14 protein-coding genes and 1 pseudogene are annotated in these 16008 nt (G+C 36.1%); 6 read left to right on the top strand and 9 right to left on the bottom strand.

Features of this window, described 5'->3' with window-relative positions:
- Window positions 1-3 precede the first annotated feature (3 nt).
- Genes thiS through thiE form a run of 3 tightly spaced genes read left to right on the top strand, consistent with a single transcriptional unit; the run spans window position 4 to window position 2680 of the window.
- Entirely contained in the window at window positions 4-216 is a 213-nt protein-coding gene (thiS, locus tag Q4503_RS01385) for a sulfur carrier protein ThiS (RefSeq protein WP_215971851.1), read from the top strand.
- Between the two features lie 5 nt (window positions 217-221).
- A complete protein-coding gene (locus Q4503_RS01380) occupies window positions 222-1016 on the top strand; it encodes a thiazole synthase (RefSeq protein ID WP_303601196.1) in 795 nt (264 codons plus the stop codon).
- Window positions 1013-2680, top strand: coding sequence for a thiamine phosphate synthase (gene thiE / locus Q4503_RS01375; RefSeq protein WP_303601195.1), 1668 nt, complete (start codon window positions 1013-1015; stop codon window positions 2678-2680). The genes Q4503_RS01380 and thiE overlap by 4 nt, the downstream gene beginning before the upstream one ends.
- A gap of 18 nt (window positions 2681-2698) precedes the next feature.
- Here the strand turns inward: thiE and Q4503_RS01370 are convergent, their stop codons facing one another.
- From Q4503_RS01370 to Q4503_RS18830, 4 genes are all read right to left on the bottom strand, one after another.
- On the bottom strand, window positions 2699-5764 hold the full coding sequence (locus Q4503_RS01370) for a PqiB family protein (RefSeq protein ID WP_303601194.1): 3066 nt from the start codon (window positions 5762-5764) through the stop codon (window positions 2699-2701).
- A gap of 13 nt (window positions 5765-5777) precedes the next feature.
- Complete coding sequence (locus Q4503_RS01365; RefSeq protein WP_215971847.1) at window positions 5778-6416, bottom strand: paraquat-inducible protein A; 639 nt, start codon at window positions 6414-6416, stop codon at window positions 5778-5780.
- Entirely contained in the window at window positions 6406-7032 is a 627-nt protein-coding gene (locus tag Q4503_RS01360; protein ID WP_215971846.1) for a paraquat-inducible protein A, read from the bottom strand. Before Q4503_RS01360 ends, Q4503_RS01365 begins: the two co-directional genes overlap by 11 nt.
- Before the next feature lie 119 nt (window positions 7033-7151).
- The gene (locus Q4503_RS18830; RefSeq protein ID WP_252727352.1) at window positions 7152-8060 is read right to left on the bottom strand and encodes a cytochrome c; all 909 of its coding nucleotides are present in this window, start codon (window positions 8058-8060) and stop codon (window positions 7152-7154) included.
- A 267-nt stretch (window positions 8061-8327) separates the two neighbouring features.
- Between Q4503_RS18830 and yihA the strand changes: the two genes are divergently transcribed.
- Entirely contained in the window at window positions 8328-8945 is a 618-nt protein-coding gene (gene yihA, locus Q4503_RS01345) for a ribosome biogenesis GTP-binding protein YihA/YsxC (protein ID WP_215971844.1), read from the top strand.
- 14 nt (window positions 8946-8959) lie between these two features.
- Here the strand turns inward: yihA and Q4503_RS01340 are convergent, their stop codons facing one another.
- Window positions 8960-9637 (bottom strand): flagellar brake protein, encoded by a 678-nt coding sequence (locus Q4503_RS01340; RefSeq protein ID WP_215971843.1) that lies wholly within the window; start codon window positions 9635-9637, stop codon window positions 8960-8962.
- Window positions 9638-9968: 331 nt separating this feature from the next.
- Here Q4503_RS01340 and Q4503_RS01335 point away from each other — a divergent pair.
- Window positions 9969-10151, top strand: a pseudogene (locus Q4503_RS01335) (3,4-dihydroxy-2-butanone-4-phosphate synthase); the annotation flags it as partial.
- A gap of 220 nt (window positions 10152-10371) precedes the next feature.
- On the opposite strand, the gene envZ reads toward Q4503_RS01335, so the two are convergent.
- From envZ to Q4503_RS01320, 3 genes are all read right to left on the bottom strand, one after another.
- Complete coding sequence (gene envZ, locus Q4503_RS01330) at window positions 10372-11661, bottom strand: two-component system sensor histidine kinase EnvZ (RefSeq protein WP_215971841.1); 1290 nt, start codon at window positions 11659-11661, stop codon at window positions 10372-10374.
- 70 nt (window positions 11662-11731) lie between these two features.
- Window positions 11732-12454, bottom strand: a complete 723-nt coding sequence (ompR, locus tag Q4503_RS01325) for a two-component system response regulator OmpR (protein ID WP_215971840.1) — start codon at window positions 12452-12454, stop codon at window positions 11732-11734.
- Between the two features lie 161 nt (window positions 12455-12615).
- Complete coding sequence (locus Q4503_RS01320; RefSeq protein WP_215971839.1) at window positions 12616-13107, bottom strand: hypothetical protein; 492 nt, start codon at window positions 13105-13107, stop codon at window positions 12616-12618.
- Between the two features lie 346 nt (window positions 13108-13453).
- Here Q4503_RS01320 and Q4503_RS01315 point away from each other — a divergent pair, with 346 nt between their 5' ends.
- A complete protein-coding gene (locus Q4503_RS01315; protein WP_252727350.1) occupies window positions 13454-14269 on the top strand; it encodes a mechanosensitive ion channel family protein in 816 nt (271 codons plus the stop codon).
- A 289-nt stretch (window positions 14270-14558) separates the two neighbouring features.
- Here Q4503_RS01315 and Q4503_RS01310 read toward each other — a convergent pair whose 3' ends face one another.
- Complete coding sequence (locus Q4503_RS01310) at window positions 14559-15932, bottom strand: metallophosphoesterase (protein WP_303601193.1); 1374 nt, start codon at window positions 15930-15932, stop codon at window positions 14559-14561.
- Between the last annotated feature and the right edge of the window lie 76 nt (window positions 15933-16008).

The following is a 16008-nucleotide window of genomic DNA, read 5'->3' as shown; positions in this document are numbered from 1 at the left end:
ATCATGAATATACATATTAATGGCCAATCATATTCACTTAATCACGAATCAAAAATAACAGTCAGTGCCGCATTAGCCTTGTATTTTATAGAGCCACAACAAAGTACCTTTGCCGTAGCTGTTAATGGTGACTTTGTTAGTCGAGAAGACTATGAAAATACTCATGTTATTAATGGCGATAGTATCGATGTACTTTTACCCATTCAAGGAGGTTAATAGCAATGTCATTAACGCTTTATGGGCAAAAACTCGATAGTCGATTATTAATTGGCAGTGCGCTCTACCCTTCCCCTGAAATTATGAAACAAGCCATCATTGCCAGTGGTTCGCAAGTCATTACCTTGTCATTGAAGAGACAAAACCCAGCGGAAAAATCAGGACAAAAAATATGGCAATATTTACAGTCTATAGTAAAACAGGTAGATGGTTACTTATTACCAAACACTGCCGGATGTAGAACAGCTAAAGAGGCAGTTACCCTCGCTAAAATGAGTAAAGAAATTTTTCAAACGGACTGGATAAAACTCGAGGTCATTGGCGATGACTACAATTTACAGCCTGATCCTATTGAACTACTCAGTGCCACGGAACAGCTGATCAACGACGGTTTTAAAGTGCTGCCCTATTGCACTGATGACTTGGTTTTATGTCAGCGTTTATACGACTTAGGCTGCCAAGTGATTATGCCTTGGGCATCACCTATTGGTACAGGCAAAGGTTTAATGAACCCTTATAATTTAGAAACTATTCGTCTACGCTTACCTCAAGCAACGCTTATTTTAGATGCCGGTATAGGTAAGCCATCGGACGCTTGCTTAGCAATGGAAATGGGCTATGACGGCGTATTACTAAATAGTGCAATCGCCTTAGCTGATAACCCTACCCTAATGGCAAAAGCGTTTAGCCAAGCCTTACAAGCAGGTGAACAAGGGTACATTGCCGGCATCATGGAGCAACGACAAACAGCTCACCCATCAACCCCCACTTTAGATACGCCATTTTGGCATCAACAATGACAAATACTATTCAACAAAAGCCAATAATCTGGAGTATTTCTGGCAGTGATTGCTCTGGTGGTGCCGGTATTGCTGCCGATATAAAAACGGGTCATAGCTTAGGTGTTGAAGTGTGTACCTTAATTACTGCTAATACGGTACAAAATTCCAAACAGCTCATCTCGATTAACCCTACTCCTGTCGATATTTTACAACAACAAGTAACGCTCTTACTTGAGGACAAACCACCGACAGTAATAAAAATTGGTTTACTAGCCGGTAATATACAAGTTTTATGGTTAGCGTCGACACTCAAGCAACTAAAAGTAACGTTACCCGAATTAATAACTGTTTATGATCCCGTAGGACAAGCCAGTGTTGGTGGTGATTTCAATCAATTATCAGTGCTTGACCTAGCGCCATTATTACAACAAATTGATGTGCTTACCCCTAATATAAATGAAGCCCATTTTTTTGTAAGTTCAATGATAAAAAAAGAAACTGACTCACTTAGTATAGCTCAACCTAATATAAGTCAGCTTAGCGTCAAACAACTTGCGAAAATAATTCATCAAAGATTTGCCATAAAAAGTATCATTATTAAAGGCGGTCACAGCAAAAATAATCACCAGTGCATTGATTACTGTTACCACCAACTTAATCAAATAAAACAGGATAATCAAGATAAGTGCTTTCAAGCAATCGAATATCAACTCAGCTCACCTCGACTTAAAACTCATTATAGTCATGGCGGTGGCTGTAGTTTCGCAAGTGCCTTAGCATCGTGTTTAGCGAAAGGGTATTTAGTACGAGACGCATTCACCTTAGCTAAAGCATTTATCAACCATGGGCTAGCTGCAACACAAAGTATTAGCGCTGAACAACAGCATCAATATTATGGCGCTTTTGAACAACTCGCCTGGCCGGCAATATTACCATCAGAGGTGGAGTCACAGGTTTGTTTAAATGAATTATTTCCAACGGTAATAGATACACTCAATCAACAACATCAAAACTTACCTGCGTTTGCATCGCTAAATTTACAAGGTGAGAAGCTCGGGTTATACCCAGTAGTAGACTCAATAGCGTGGTTAAAGCGTTTATTACCTTTAGGATTAAAGATTATCCAACTAAGAGTTAAAAATTTAGCCGAAACTGAGCTTGAACATATTATTATTGAAGCGATTAATTTAGCCAAAAAATACAAAACAAGACTATTTATTAATGATTATTGGGAATTGGCTATAAAATATAATGCTTATGGCGTTCATATTGGGCAAGAGGATTTAAATCAAGCCGATTTAGAAAAAATTCAACAGGCAGGACTTAAGCTTGGTATCAGCACACATGGCTGTTATGAGTTTTTACTCGCACAACAGTTACAACCTTCGTATTTAGCTATTGGCGCAATTTTTCCAACAAAAACTAAAGATATGACAGGACAAATTCAAGGGATAGATAATTTACGCCAGTTATTAGCATTAAGATCTAAAACAAAAACACCACCTATTCCCATCGTGGCGATAGGCGGTATTAATTTAGCACGGGCACCTCAAGTACTAGCAACGACTGTTGACAGTATCGCTGTCGTTACTGCAATCACTGAAGCAAGCAATCCAGAACAAGCAGTTACTGAATTTGTTGCTTTAACTAAACATCCTAAACTGAATTCAGATTCACTGTAAAGAACGGTTTCAATAATGTTATTGGTCTATTGCTATTTTAGGCTGCCACTCTAACCAATCTTTATCAAGGGTTTGATGTAACAAAAAGCTATTTACTCGCGGAGCACTTTCTGGCTCATCTGCTGATAATGCTGGACTAGCAAAGGCAATACCACCAGAAATTAAGGTTTCAATAGACTCTGAATCAATATTAATGCCTGAAAAAATACCAGCATCAATATTAATACCACTTGTATTCCAGAACTTGCTACCACGATTAACTAAAGGTGCATAGCGCTTGGCAATATTGATATAAACGTCAACGGTATCAGCCGTTGGTGATAAATCAATACCAATAACCTTACCAACTTTCACCTGGCGGTATAACACTGGATTACCAATACGTACCGACCCTAAGCGCTGAGTCACTAATTTAATATTTAAGCCATAAGGTAATTGTTTCACCGTAGGAGGTAATTCAAGCGCTTCAAATACTGTTTGTTGTTCGCTTGATTGATTACTTGGTAAAAGTGAAATAAACGCACCATCAAGTAAAGATGAAACATTTTTCGATCCTACTAAACCAATCTCTGGCTCAACGACCCAAAAATTAGTACCTTTTTGTGCAAATTTAGCACCTAGATCATTTAACAGTACTAAAGCTGTCACACCAATTTCATCAGGATTAAAAATTAAACGTGTTACTGAGCCCACTTGTTGTCCTTGATAAACAACATGTGTATTTACTTTTAAGCCCGAGTAGTCCTTGAAATAAATACTAATAGCCAGACCTGCATTTTCTGCTTGTTCAATATTATCAAATAACTCAAAAGTATCTAACTCTTGTACTTGAACTTGTGTTTTCTCAATAACGACAGGATTATAAAAGCTAATTCCACCACGTAGCATCGCATCTATAGATTCAGTTTTTAGTACAAAATCACCCAAACCACCGCTAAGTGTGACACCGCTCGCATTATAAAACCTGGTATCAGCCTGTATTAACGCTTGATACTCTTCATCAATCGTTACATTAATATGTACCTTATCTGCTTTCTTGTCTAAGGCCACATTATCAACTTGCCCAACCACAATACCGCGATAGCTAATACTACTTCCCGCGGTAGCTACCGTTGCACTATTTGTTAATAAACTTAATTGTAAGCCTGGAGCACTAGCTGATTTAGCTGGCGGTGACGTCAATAAAGTAAAGTTAGTTTTAGCTACTTCACTTTCGTTATTAAAATCAAACGTGATATAAGCACCACCGAGTAATGCTTCAGGATCTGTTGCACCAGACAAAGTAAAGCTTGGTTTAGCCAACCAAAATTGAGTACCTTCACGCAAAATATGCTCATATTCAGGTAATAAGCCAAGGAATAATTTACTGCTATCGCCATCAGCTTCAATAGTATGAATGGCACCTATTTCTATGCCACGATGTAACACACGTGTGCTAACCTTAATCTGTTCATTAGCAGGCGCAGTTAACGTAAAACTGACCCGTTGCTCTGCTATTTTTTGGTTAGCAAATAATGTAAATTTGTCGCCATTAACTACTGAATTTTCTGCCAAAGCATCATCAGAACTGTCAATATTTATCATTGAAATCCCACCGGTTAAAATACTCTGCAGTGACTGTGCTTCAACATCTACCCCCAAAAGGTTGGCCTTAATTTTAAGCCCAGAATTATTATAAAAACGGCTAGTAGAATTAACATAGTCTTGGTATTTATCTTGAATATGAATGTGGATTAAATGCTGATCGGCTCCCACTGTATCAACCGCCTGAATGCTACCAATAACTTGCTGTTTAAAATAAATATTATTGCCTGCTTGTAAGGAGTGCCTATTATTAGACTCAATAATTAAATGTAATCCTGGTTCAGCATACAAATAAGGCGGTTTAACGTTGAAAACATGAAATTTATTTATTGGCTTACCTTGTAATGAAGGACGTATATTAATATAGGTACCGGTTAATAGAGCTTTTGCGTTTGACACCCCCGAAAGTTCAATTTTAGGCGAGACCAGATAAAATTGTGATTGATCGGTTAAGTAAGGAACAATACGTGGGTTCACTTTCGCTTGAGCAGTAATTTTTCTAGTCTTAGGGTCTATTTTACTAAAAGATTCAATACTCCCTATGGTTACACCTTGATATAAAATCGCTGCATTATGATTCACATCTGAATTCCAATCTAATGTAAGCTCAATGCTATGGCCCATCTCTGCGGCTTGAAAATCTGCATGCAATGGAAAAACTTGTCCGTTTTTAGCTGAAGGTAACTTTTCGTGATAACTCAAAGTATCAACCGCAATGCCACCACCAAGAATAGAGCCTAATGAACCAGTATTTATTTTTACACCTGCAGCAATAGAAGCGTTGATTTGTATGCCACTCATATTCCAAAAGAGTGAATTTTCTTTAATTAAATGCGCATATTCTTGTTCAATAAAGATATTGATATTAATGTCTTGGCTTTCTTCAACATAGTGGTAACCCGTAACATAACCAATAGGTATTTGTTTAAAGGTAATAGGTGAGTCTTCACTAATTGAACCTAACACACTGGCCTTCAAGGTTAAGTGCAGACCAGGCGTTGCCATATCTAACTCTGGCGCTTCATTTAATGCAATAAAGTGGTCTTGGCTGCGAGACTGTTTATCAGTGTCGGGAATAATATTAATATAACTACCCGATACTAACGTTTCTAACCCAGAAACACCTTGTAAAGAAATATCCGCGCTTACCAACCAAAACTTTGTTTTGTTAGTAAGGTAATCAGTAAAAGATTGTGTCATTTCAACTTCTGTAATCACTGATTGTAAGTCATCTGAGGGCTCTACTTTACTGACTAAACCAGTGACAAGACCTTTATAACGTACTTCTGTTTTTTTCGGGACAATACCTGAACCATTTTCAAATTCAATCGTAATGAAAACACCTTGTTCAGATATCGCCTTAATAGCTAACCAACCGCCAAAAATTAGCGCAATAAAAGGGATAAACCATATAGCTGAAATACCTTGTCTAGGCACAACATCAGCAGAAGCTACATTAGTTTTCAAATCATTATTATTCAACGATTTATCAATAGTCATTTTGTTCCTTTACCTAAAAATTTTCGTCACTATTTTGTTGTTTATCCCACAGCAGTCTAGAATCAAAGCTATTGGCTGCGATCATGGTAAAAATTACCGTTAAGGTAAAGTAATTTATTGCTGGTCCTGCTGCAATTGTCGTTATAAACCCTAATTCGACCACAGCCACTAGTAAGGCAACGACAAAGACATCCAGCATTGACCAAGGGCCCAAAAACTCTAACAGATGATAAAATTTACTGTGTTTATCTGGTCGTAATCTTATCCCAGTATGTGCACGGTAAACTAGTACAAACAAACCCGCTATTTTAAGTAATGGTACAATGATACTTGCTGTAAAAATAATGATAGCGATAGGGTACAAGCCATGATCAATAAACTGTCCAATACCTGAAAGTATCGTTGATGGCTCACCGATACCTAAAGAATATATAATCATAATAGGGTAAAGGTTTGCAGGAATAAAAGCTATTAATGCTGCAATACTCCACGCTAAAGTATATTGTAAACTGCGAGAGTTCCGTTGATAAAACATCCCTTTACAACGTACACATTGTATTTTTTCATCACTAGCGGCATCACCAAGTACGTTAACTTTATGGCATTGAGGACAAAGAGCAAGATTGTTGTTTTTTGCAGTATTAATCAACAAATTCATCCTCTAATTTTTGCCAAATATAATCTTGATCTAATGTCGACGCAGCCATTGTTGAACTAATCAGCCACAAAATAAAAGCCAGTAATCCCATGTTAATAGATAACTCAGTATCGTCGAGTAATTTATACATAGACACAACGATACCAAGCATAAATACATTGAGCATTGCCCAATTATCTAAGTGATGAAACGCACGAAAAAAATACAATAATGAAGGTTTTAACTTATTATATTTGAAGCTATAGGTAATATAAAAAGATCCTAATAAACGAATAGTAGGCACAGCAATAGCAAACAAAAAGACTAACGTTGCAATCATAAAGAAGCCTCGGTCTATCAGGGCAATAATACAATCAAGTAGTGATGCATGATGATACTGACCCGCTAATGTGACTCCCATAAGAGGAAGTAGTACAGCAGGTATTAACAACAAAAGACCGGCCATTGACCAATAAAAGCTCCGTTCAATTGAATTTACTTTTCGTTCAGCCATTGTGCTACCACAACGCGTGCACTTAACTATTTGGCCTTGTTTTAATTGCGGCTTTTCATATAGCGCATCACACAATTGGCAAGCTATTAGTTGCTTAGTATCGATATTATTGCTCAAGTGTCTCACCTAGTTATATCACCAATCATAGCAATTATTTTATGTGATAAAACAAAAAAGCAGCAATAAATGCTGCTTTTTTTCAGAGTATTAGTACATTACTAATAAAATATTTTAGCTTATTTAAGAGAAGACATGTACTTCACTAGCTCTTCAATATCGCTTTCTGATAGTTTTATTGCAATATTACGCATCATGTTATTTCTATCGTTACTACGACTACCTTCTCTAAAGGTTAGTAATTGCTTTTTCAAGTAATCTGCATTTTGACCCGCAATAGCAGGAAAACCAGCTTGTGCCATACCTTTACCTTCAATACCATGACAAGCGATACAGGCTGTAACACCCTTTTCAACATCACCACCAAAATAGAGTTTTTTACCTTTAGCACTTGTCTCACCAGTACCATCACTCATTGTTTGAACGGCAAAGTATGCAGCTAAATCATCCATATCTGTTGAACTTAAGCCCGCAACCATACCCGCCATTACAGGATCAACACGTGCACCTGATTTAAAATCAGCTAACTGTTTAGCTAAATAATTAGCACTTTGACCTGCAAGTTTAGGATAAATTGCTATCGCACTATTACCATCAGTACCATGACAAGCAACACACATTCCTGACTTTTCTTGTCCTGCTTTCACATCACCAGCATAAATAGCTTTAGCAGAGGTTGAAGTTACAACTTCTACGTTACCTGCTGCAGTTGGTGCTACAGCAGATGTATCCGTTGTTGCTGCAGCAGCTGCTTTACCACTACGTGGTTGACTTGAAAAGTATGCAGCTAAGTCAGCCATATCTTGCTCAGATAGATTAACAGCCATTGGTGCCATCATCATATCCGTTCTGGTGCCAGCCTTAAAGTCAGTTAATTGTTTAACTATGTAAGGAGCTTTTTGTCCAGCAAGGTTTGGATAAATAGGCGCTATACTGATACCGGTAGCACCATGACATGTGGCACAGATAGCTGATTTACCTTTACCTGCTTCAGCATCGCCTTCTACAGCCATTGCTGTATTGAGCATACTCGCTCCTAACAAAAGTGAAAATAATATTTTTTTCATTGAATTGCTCTCTGCTTGTCGTTAACTAAACTTTTAATGTTAAATTATGATTGAGTTTATTTTTACAATAAATCTTAAAAAGTGACGGCATTTTACACTAATCTATCCTGTGTGTAACACCATCTGATAAAAATTCCTTGAAAAAACGTACTATTTAGCATATTTGTTCATCATTTTTATAAGAATAACGTTATAATAGTGTCAGATTTTTTATTAAGAGTTAAGTCCTTGTCTTCTACCACTATACATTTAAGCAAAGCTACCTTTACCATCAGTGCGCCAGATATTCGAAGATTACCTGAAGATAGTGGTATTGAAGTTGCTTTTGCAGGCCGCTCAAATGCAGGCAAATCAAGCGCATTAAATACGCTAACTAATCAAAAAGGTTTAGCACGAATCAGTAAAACCCCTGGTCGTACTCAACTGATTAACGTTTTTGAAATTGGCGACAATAAACGTTTAATTGATTTACCCGGTTACGGTTTTGCTAAAGTCCCTTTAGAAATGAAGAAGAAATGGCAAAAAGCATTGGGCGAATATTTAGAAAAACGCGAAAGCCTTAAAGGCCTAGTTGTACTAATGGATATACGCCATCCATTAAAAGACTTAGATATGGACTTAATTCAGTGGGCTGCTGATAGCGACTTACCTGTTTTAGCTTTGTTAACTAAAAGTGATAAATTGTCTCAAGGTAAGCGTAGTGCTGAAGTGCTAAAAGTAAAAAAAGCCTTAGCACCACTAAATGCTGATATTAAGGTTCAAGCATTTTCATCATTAAAACGTACCGGTGAAGAACAAGCAAATAGTATTATTTGCGATTGGTTTCTTGAAGAGCCAGAAGAATAAACTAACCTAAAAAATTAGCTATTATCAATATTGATAAATAATTGTTCTAATAATTTGGGTAGTAAATCATTATCTTCTAAAAACTGAATACCAACACTCACAACACCTTGATCGTTTCGACTATTACATACCCGAGCTGATATTTTTATTTCAGCTCCTGTTTGATCTTGTAAACAAACAAATATTTTCCGTTGATTCACATTAGTCGCCAAGCTAGTACTCTTAAATAAAAAACAACAGCCTTTAAGAGATATATCCGCGATAGCGCCAAGTATTTTCATTTCTTTATTAATATTATCTTCTTCGATCATAATAGCTGCAGGAATATGAATACTTGTTCTTTGCTGCACTCTTAACTGACGATTTTCTATCTTGTTAGGGTAAGCGATAAATAAGAGTTTTTCAGGAAACGTTGAAATGTTTTTAATCACTGACTTAAAAGCACAGCACTCTCCTTTGTCACCTTCTAATAGATAACGCACAATAACAACATTGCCCTCAACCAAAACATCTTTATATTGCGAAGTACTAATGACTTTCGGGTATTTCAATAAAATATATTTACCAAATTCATAACCGACTAAAGTCAATTTCAAACGAACAGATACAGGGTGGTTTATTTGCAAATCCATAGTTTTACCTGGCTGCAATTCAAATATTTGAGGCTTACTATTTATATTGAGACCTGACATAGTATCTTGTACACATATTCTTAAAGTATCTAAAAAATAATATAATCAATAAAATCATAATATACAATAAGTAAGTGAGTGCTAATTAGTTAGGGATACAGTCAGGTATTTGATATTCAATTAAATACTGTTGTCATATTTTAGACAAAAAAAACCAGTAGCAAGGCTACTGGCATATGTAAGCTATGGGGAAGCTAGAATAAAATTATTACAATAAGTGTCCGCTAGGAACATAAATTATTATAGAGTATTTATACTATAAATGTAAAGCATTAATAGTATAAATACTCTATTTTGTATAAATTTAATACAAAATAGTTATGCTATCTGTATTGATCTAATTAAACTGTCAGGATTACATTCGAAAGGAGTTTTATGTGAATTAACTCATGAAGATGGAACAATGGCAAGGTTACCTGAAATATGTCAGTTTGCTTTAAAACATGAAATGATAGTTTTGAGTATTGAAGACATAGTTAACTATCGTAATGTGCTTTTGAATATGGCTAGCTAGATCTTTTAAAGCCACTTTAAACAGTGGCTTTATCCTTTGTATCACAATGAAAATAACATAACCAATTGAGCTATAATAAATTTATACTTAATACATTAATTTATACAATCTAACTCAAGCAATACCCATCAAATTATCAACTACAGCAAAGATTTATATATAGAGCTGAACACTACCGCCAATATTCTTATAATAGCTGTCTTTAAATGAATAAAAAGGTTTATGACTTCAACGGTAAATAAACTTTCGCTTGTAAGCCGCCCGTCTCTTTATTAGATAATTCAACTCTTCCGCCATGTGTATCAACAATACGTTTAATAATCGCTAACCCCAAACCACTTCCTTCTGTACCACGAGCTTTATCCCCTTGCGTAAATGGCTGGAATAAACGATCAATATCACTATCTGGAATTCCTTCACCTTCATCACTTACTATAAAATACGCATAACTTTTATCATGTCCGGTAATAACTTCAATATCACCTTGAGTATAGCGAAGTGCATTTTGAACTAAATTTGCTAACGCGCGTTTAATGGCGACATGACGTAATGGTATTTCAGGACAATCATTAGCAGTAAAAACAATGTGTCGATCGGCTGGTGTTTCAACATTTAATACTTCAGCGACTAAAAGATTTAAATCACCTAGCTCCGCCTTATCTTTGGAGCCATGGCGAAGATAATCAATAAATTGATCGATAATATTATTCATATCATCAATATCATTTTCAATACCTTCTTTGAGAAAATCATCAAGCTCCGACATCATTTCTGTTGCCAACCTAATTCGGGTTAACGGTGTACGTAGATCGTGAGAAATACCAGCCATCAATAAGTTACGATCGTTCTCTAATTGTTTGATTCCTTTAGACATATGATTAAAGGCTTGCGTTACAGCCATAATCTCTGTAGTACCATGCTCGGTTAACGGCTCAGGAAAATTACCTCGACCAACTTCTACAGCCGCTCTTTGTAGTGACTTTAGAGGTCTATTAAGTTGCCTTACAAATACCCAGCCACCTGCGACACTGAGTACGCCAATAATACCGAGAAAAAAGACCAGTGGAGAAAAGTTAGCTTCTTCTAACCCCATTAATGGAATTTTAACCCATAGGTTAGGAGCTTGAGGTGGACGAATCCAAAATAGATATTCGTCCCCTTGAGATATTCTTACTTCAGCAGGACCACCGAGTAATGCTGACATTTGCTCACTGCGATAAGGGTAATAACCAGCAGATGCTAAGCCTAATCTTAACGCATCTTCTTCCCGGTAAACCCCTATGCCCGTTTCATGATGAAAAGCTTCAGCCATTTTAGGGCTTAGACTTGCATCATTCAAATCGATAAACACAACCCGAATTTGTTTCGCTAATAACTGATTTATTTGCTGTTGATTAGGCTCTATTACATACAAGGCAAAAGAGATATAAGAAACAACTTGGTTTATAAATAATAAAAAGCCAATTAATAAAACAGTTTGGCCAAAAGCGCTACGGGGCAATACCTTCATGAAAAACCTTCAATGCGCAACTAAAATCTCACTTACAACAACTAGCCTTTAGTATGTGGCTATAAAAATACTAAGCTGACGTACCATCAGGCACGAAAACATAACCTAAACCCCAAACTGTTTGTAAATATCTCGGTTTAGCTGGATCTTGCTCTAACATACGACGTAATCGTGACACTTGCACATCAATACTACGTTCAAGTGCTGAGTAATCACGTCCACGCGCTAAATTCATTAATTTATCACGAGATAATGGTTCTCTTGGGTGAGTAACCAAAGCCTTCAATACCGCAAATTCACCACTTGTTAATGGCATACTAACATCACCTTTTACCATTTCACGAGTGGCTAGGTTGAGCTCATATTCTCCAAAAACAATATTATTTTCAGCCATAGAAGGAGCACCTGGCGCTTCTTGTATTCTACGACGTAATACCGCTTTGATTCTGGCTAAGAGCTCTCTCGGATTAAAGGGCTTGGGCATGTAATCATCAGCACCAATTTCTAAACCAATAATGCGATCAACCTCATCACCTTTTGCCGTAAGCATGACAATTGGAATATTATTATTCTGTTGACGTAAACGACGACAAATTGATAAACCATCTTCACCTGGTAGCATTAAATCTAACACTAACAAATGAAAATTCTCTCGCTCAAGCAATCTATCCATCTGTTCAGAATTAGCAGCACTACGAACAACATAGCCCTGTTCAACTAAATAACGTTCCAATAATGAGCGCAAGCGCATATCATCATCGACCACTAAAATTTTTTGGGTTTCTTGGGACATTTTATTCTCACAAAAATATTTGCTTTCTATTAAAATGACTATAAGCGATATAGCAACAAATTAAAAAGAAGGATTAGTAAATGTTTCAGGGCATTTGTTACAATTTATGACTATATTGAAACCACTTCAAGCCAGTCTCTGGTTTTTTATTCTTTTAGTCATTATTGTAAGTAATTGATTGCCTGCGCAGAAACACATTGAGTAAAACTTTTTTGTCGTTCACTTCGAGATAAAGATTTGATAGTTTTTTCCACTAACGCCATTTTCTGTTGCCGTTCAACATCAGGTAAATGTGCCAACTGTTCATGAAAACAACCCAAAAGCCCAAAATTCAAAGCGACTTCAGACTGCATATTATCTTCATTAAGACACAGCACTAACTTCTCTGCCAAGCGATTTTTATCCATATTTAAAATAAGATCATTAAGTTTATAATTAACCGGCTCAACTTTACGTGCTTGATTACAGGCATATAACATATCAGCTACCGCCACAATTGGCATTAATTGTTGATGCTGCTCGCTAAAGGTGTCCTTTAACCAAGTATTATGCTCGGCTACAGCGTTTTTTTCTGCTACATCATCTTGCTCAGCCTTAGCCGAAAAAATAATTAAAAACAGTAATATATATAAAATAAATGGTGATATTTTCATTCGTAAATTTAGTTTACCTTGCCAATGTGAATATTAGTATACCGCTTCTATTTGAAGATGCTAGTTTCGAATAATGGATTATTACTTATTGCTATATTTAACGCTTTCAATACATAAAAAATGATTCACTTTTCTCTTTAAAGCAAAAAATTAACGTTTTATTTACATAATAATGTAATTTTTAAAGCATAATTTTAATTTTTGTCGTATATTCAACATTGTAGAGATTAACGTATGTCATCGCTCACGTTAAGCCCTACAAATTTTATTAGGAAAGCTAAAAAAGTGAAATAAATGAGCCTTGGCTGCACTTTTAAAACACTATGAATAAACTAGGATGAAAATTATGAATGCAGAAGAAATAATTGAACAAATGACGCAAATGACTTTACTTTACGGTCCAAAATTATTGGGCGCTATCGCGGTATGGATCATCGGTGGATGGATAGTAAAAGGTATTGGTGGCGCATTTAAAAGCACATTAAGCAAAAGTAAAACTGATCCATCATTAATACCTTTCTTAACAGGTATTGTTAATGGCCTGTTAAAAGTAATGTTAGTTATCACTGTCCTAGGCATGTTAGGCATAGAAATGACTTCGTTTATTGCTATTCTTGGTGCTGCTGGTTTAGCTGTGGGTATGGCATTATCTGGTACATTACAGAACTTTGCTGGTGGTGTGATGATTCTTATCTTCAAGCCATTTAAAGTGGGTGACTTTATCGAAGCTCAAGGTTATTCTGGCTCTGTATCTGAAATACAAATTTTTAATACTATTATGAAAACCCCTGATAATAAAACAATTATTATCCCTAATGGTGGTTTATCAACTTCATCAATGATTAACTATTCAACAGAAGAAAAAAGACGTGTTGATTGGACTATTGGTATTGCTTATGGTGATGACGTAGATAAAGCCAAAGAAGTAATCAAGAGATTATGTGATGAAGATTCACGTATATTAAAAGATCCTGCTGTATTTATTGCTGTTTCAGCATTAGCAGACAGCTCTGTTAACTTTGCTGTTAGAGCATGGGTTAATGCGCCTGACTATTGGGGCGTACACTTTGAATTAAATGAAAAAGTATATAAAACTTTTGAAAGCGAAGGGCTAAATATTCCTTACCCACAAATGGATGTTCACATTCATAAAAATGATTAATAGATAACTAATATAGCGACGAACAACACTATATAAAATAATTATCTACAACCTGCTTAAAAGAGCTATACCATTAATTTGGCTAGCTCTTTTTTTTATTGTGAAAACTGCCAGCTAAGCAGCAAAGATAATTGAAGAGCAATATTGACGATCATAAATACTGCTCTACATAAAAATATCCACAAATGCTGATTTGCATATGATACTGGTGGCATTATGACGAATGTTGAATTAAAAGGTCATTTAGTAAAACTGACAAATAAAAAACAATAAAAGCTAGCCAAATTAACTATCTGCGATTAAAGCTAAAACTCGCCTCTTTAATCACTTTACCTGACTCATCAACTGGTGTCGTAAAGAACTCAACATTAAGTTTGTCCTTATCATTATCAAGCGTGATGTGCGCGTATCCCCAAACAAAGCTTTTCGACCATAATAATTCATACTCGGGATAACGCTTTTCTTGTTGCTCGGCAAACGGGGTATGTTTACCACGCATTTTAGAAGCTGCACCACTAATGATTAAGGGTAGTGGCTCCATAGTTTTATCAGTATATTTTGAACAGTCATCAGTTAAAAGTTCTAAGTCATGCTCATGACCTGCAATATATGCATCAGCATTTTTACATAATGTTGGTAAAAGTAGTTCGCGCAAAACATGACCTTCACTATACTTTGTGCCACCAATCGACCAAAGAATATGGTGCCCATATACCACCTTCCACTTAGCGCTTGATTTCTCTAATCCTTCTTTTAACCACTGAAGTTGTACTTTGTCTTCGCCATTAACAGGGCTCTCATGTGGCTCTGCGATATCGAATTCACCTAATCCTTTAGCTTTAGCTTCTGCCATACTCATTTCACTGCCATCAGGCTTTAATGGAATTTCAAAAATAGGATTCGCAGCTAATAGCATATTGGTATCTAAAACAAAAAACTCAACATCATTACCTGGCGTGCCCATTTTGTATTGATAATAACCCTTTTCATCTAAATGGAAATTAGCCTGTTCCTCCATCCACTCAGTTTGAAGCGCAACACCTTTACGTGATGTTTTCCAATCATGATTACCTAGAGCTGAATAAATTATCATTTCTGGATTTTCATCAATTAATGGCTGTAAAGGTTTTAAAATAAGATCATTCATACGTTTTTGATCGTCTTTACCATCATCAGCATCAGCGCCATCAGGGTAGATATTATCACCAAGCTGAATGGCAAAATCACACTTTCGAGTTCTACAAGTTTCAGTCATTGCTTTACCCACGGCTAATGCACCGCCAAGCTCCGTTGTTATTTCAGTATTCGGATAAACATATAAAGGGGCGTGGTCAAATTCTGCTAGCGGACGGTAGTCTTCCAACCAATCGTCTCTTTCTTTGGCAATAAACTCTGCTTTATTTCTTGGATTTTTAATATGCTTAATTTTCGGATAGTCATGATGATAACCACCATCACCAAAGGCTAAGAATGAAATATTTTGATTTTGGTTAGCCTTATCTTCAACGCTATTATTTTGTATATTAACTTCTGATAAATTAGTACGGCTTTCAGCGCAACCGACGATTAATGAACCCGTCATTACTGTTATCGCCAATGCTTTAGTAAGCTTTACATTTCTTATACACGTTTTTCTAACGAAATAAGTGATTCTATTTAACATATGTATGCCTTTCGATTATAAAATATAATAGCCGAGCGCTAATACTCGGCTATTATGGATAACGGTTGTTTTAAAA

The organism is Colwellia sp. 6_MG-2023, assembly GCF_030547765.1.
Taxonomy (GTDB): Bacteria; Pseudomonadota; Gammaproteobacteria; order Enterobacterales; family Alteromonadaceae; genus Colwellia.
This window is presented reverse-complemented; position numbering and strand designations above follow the sequence as displayed.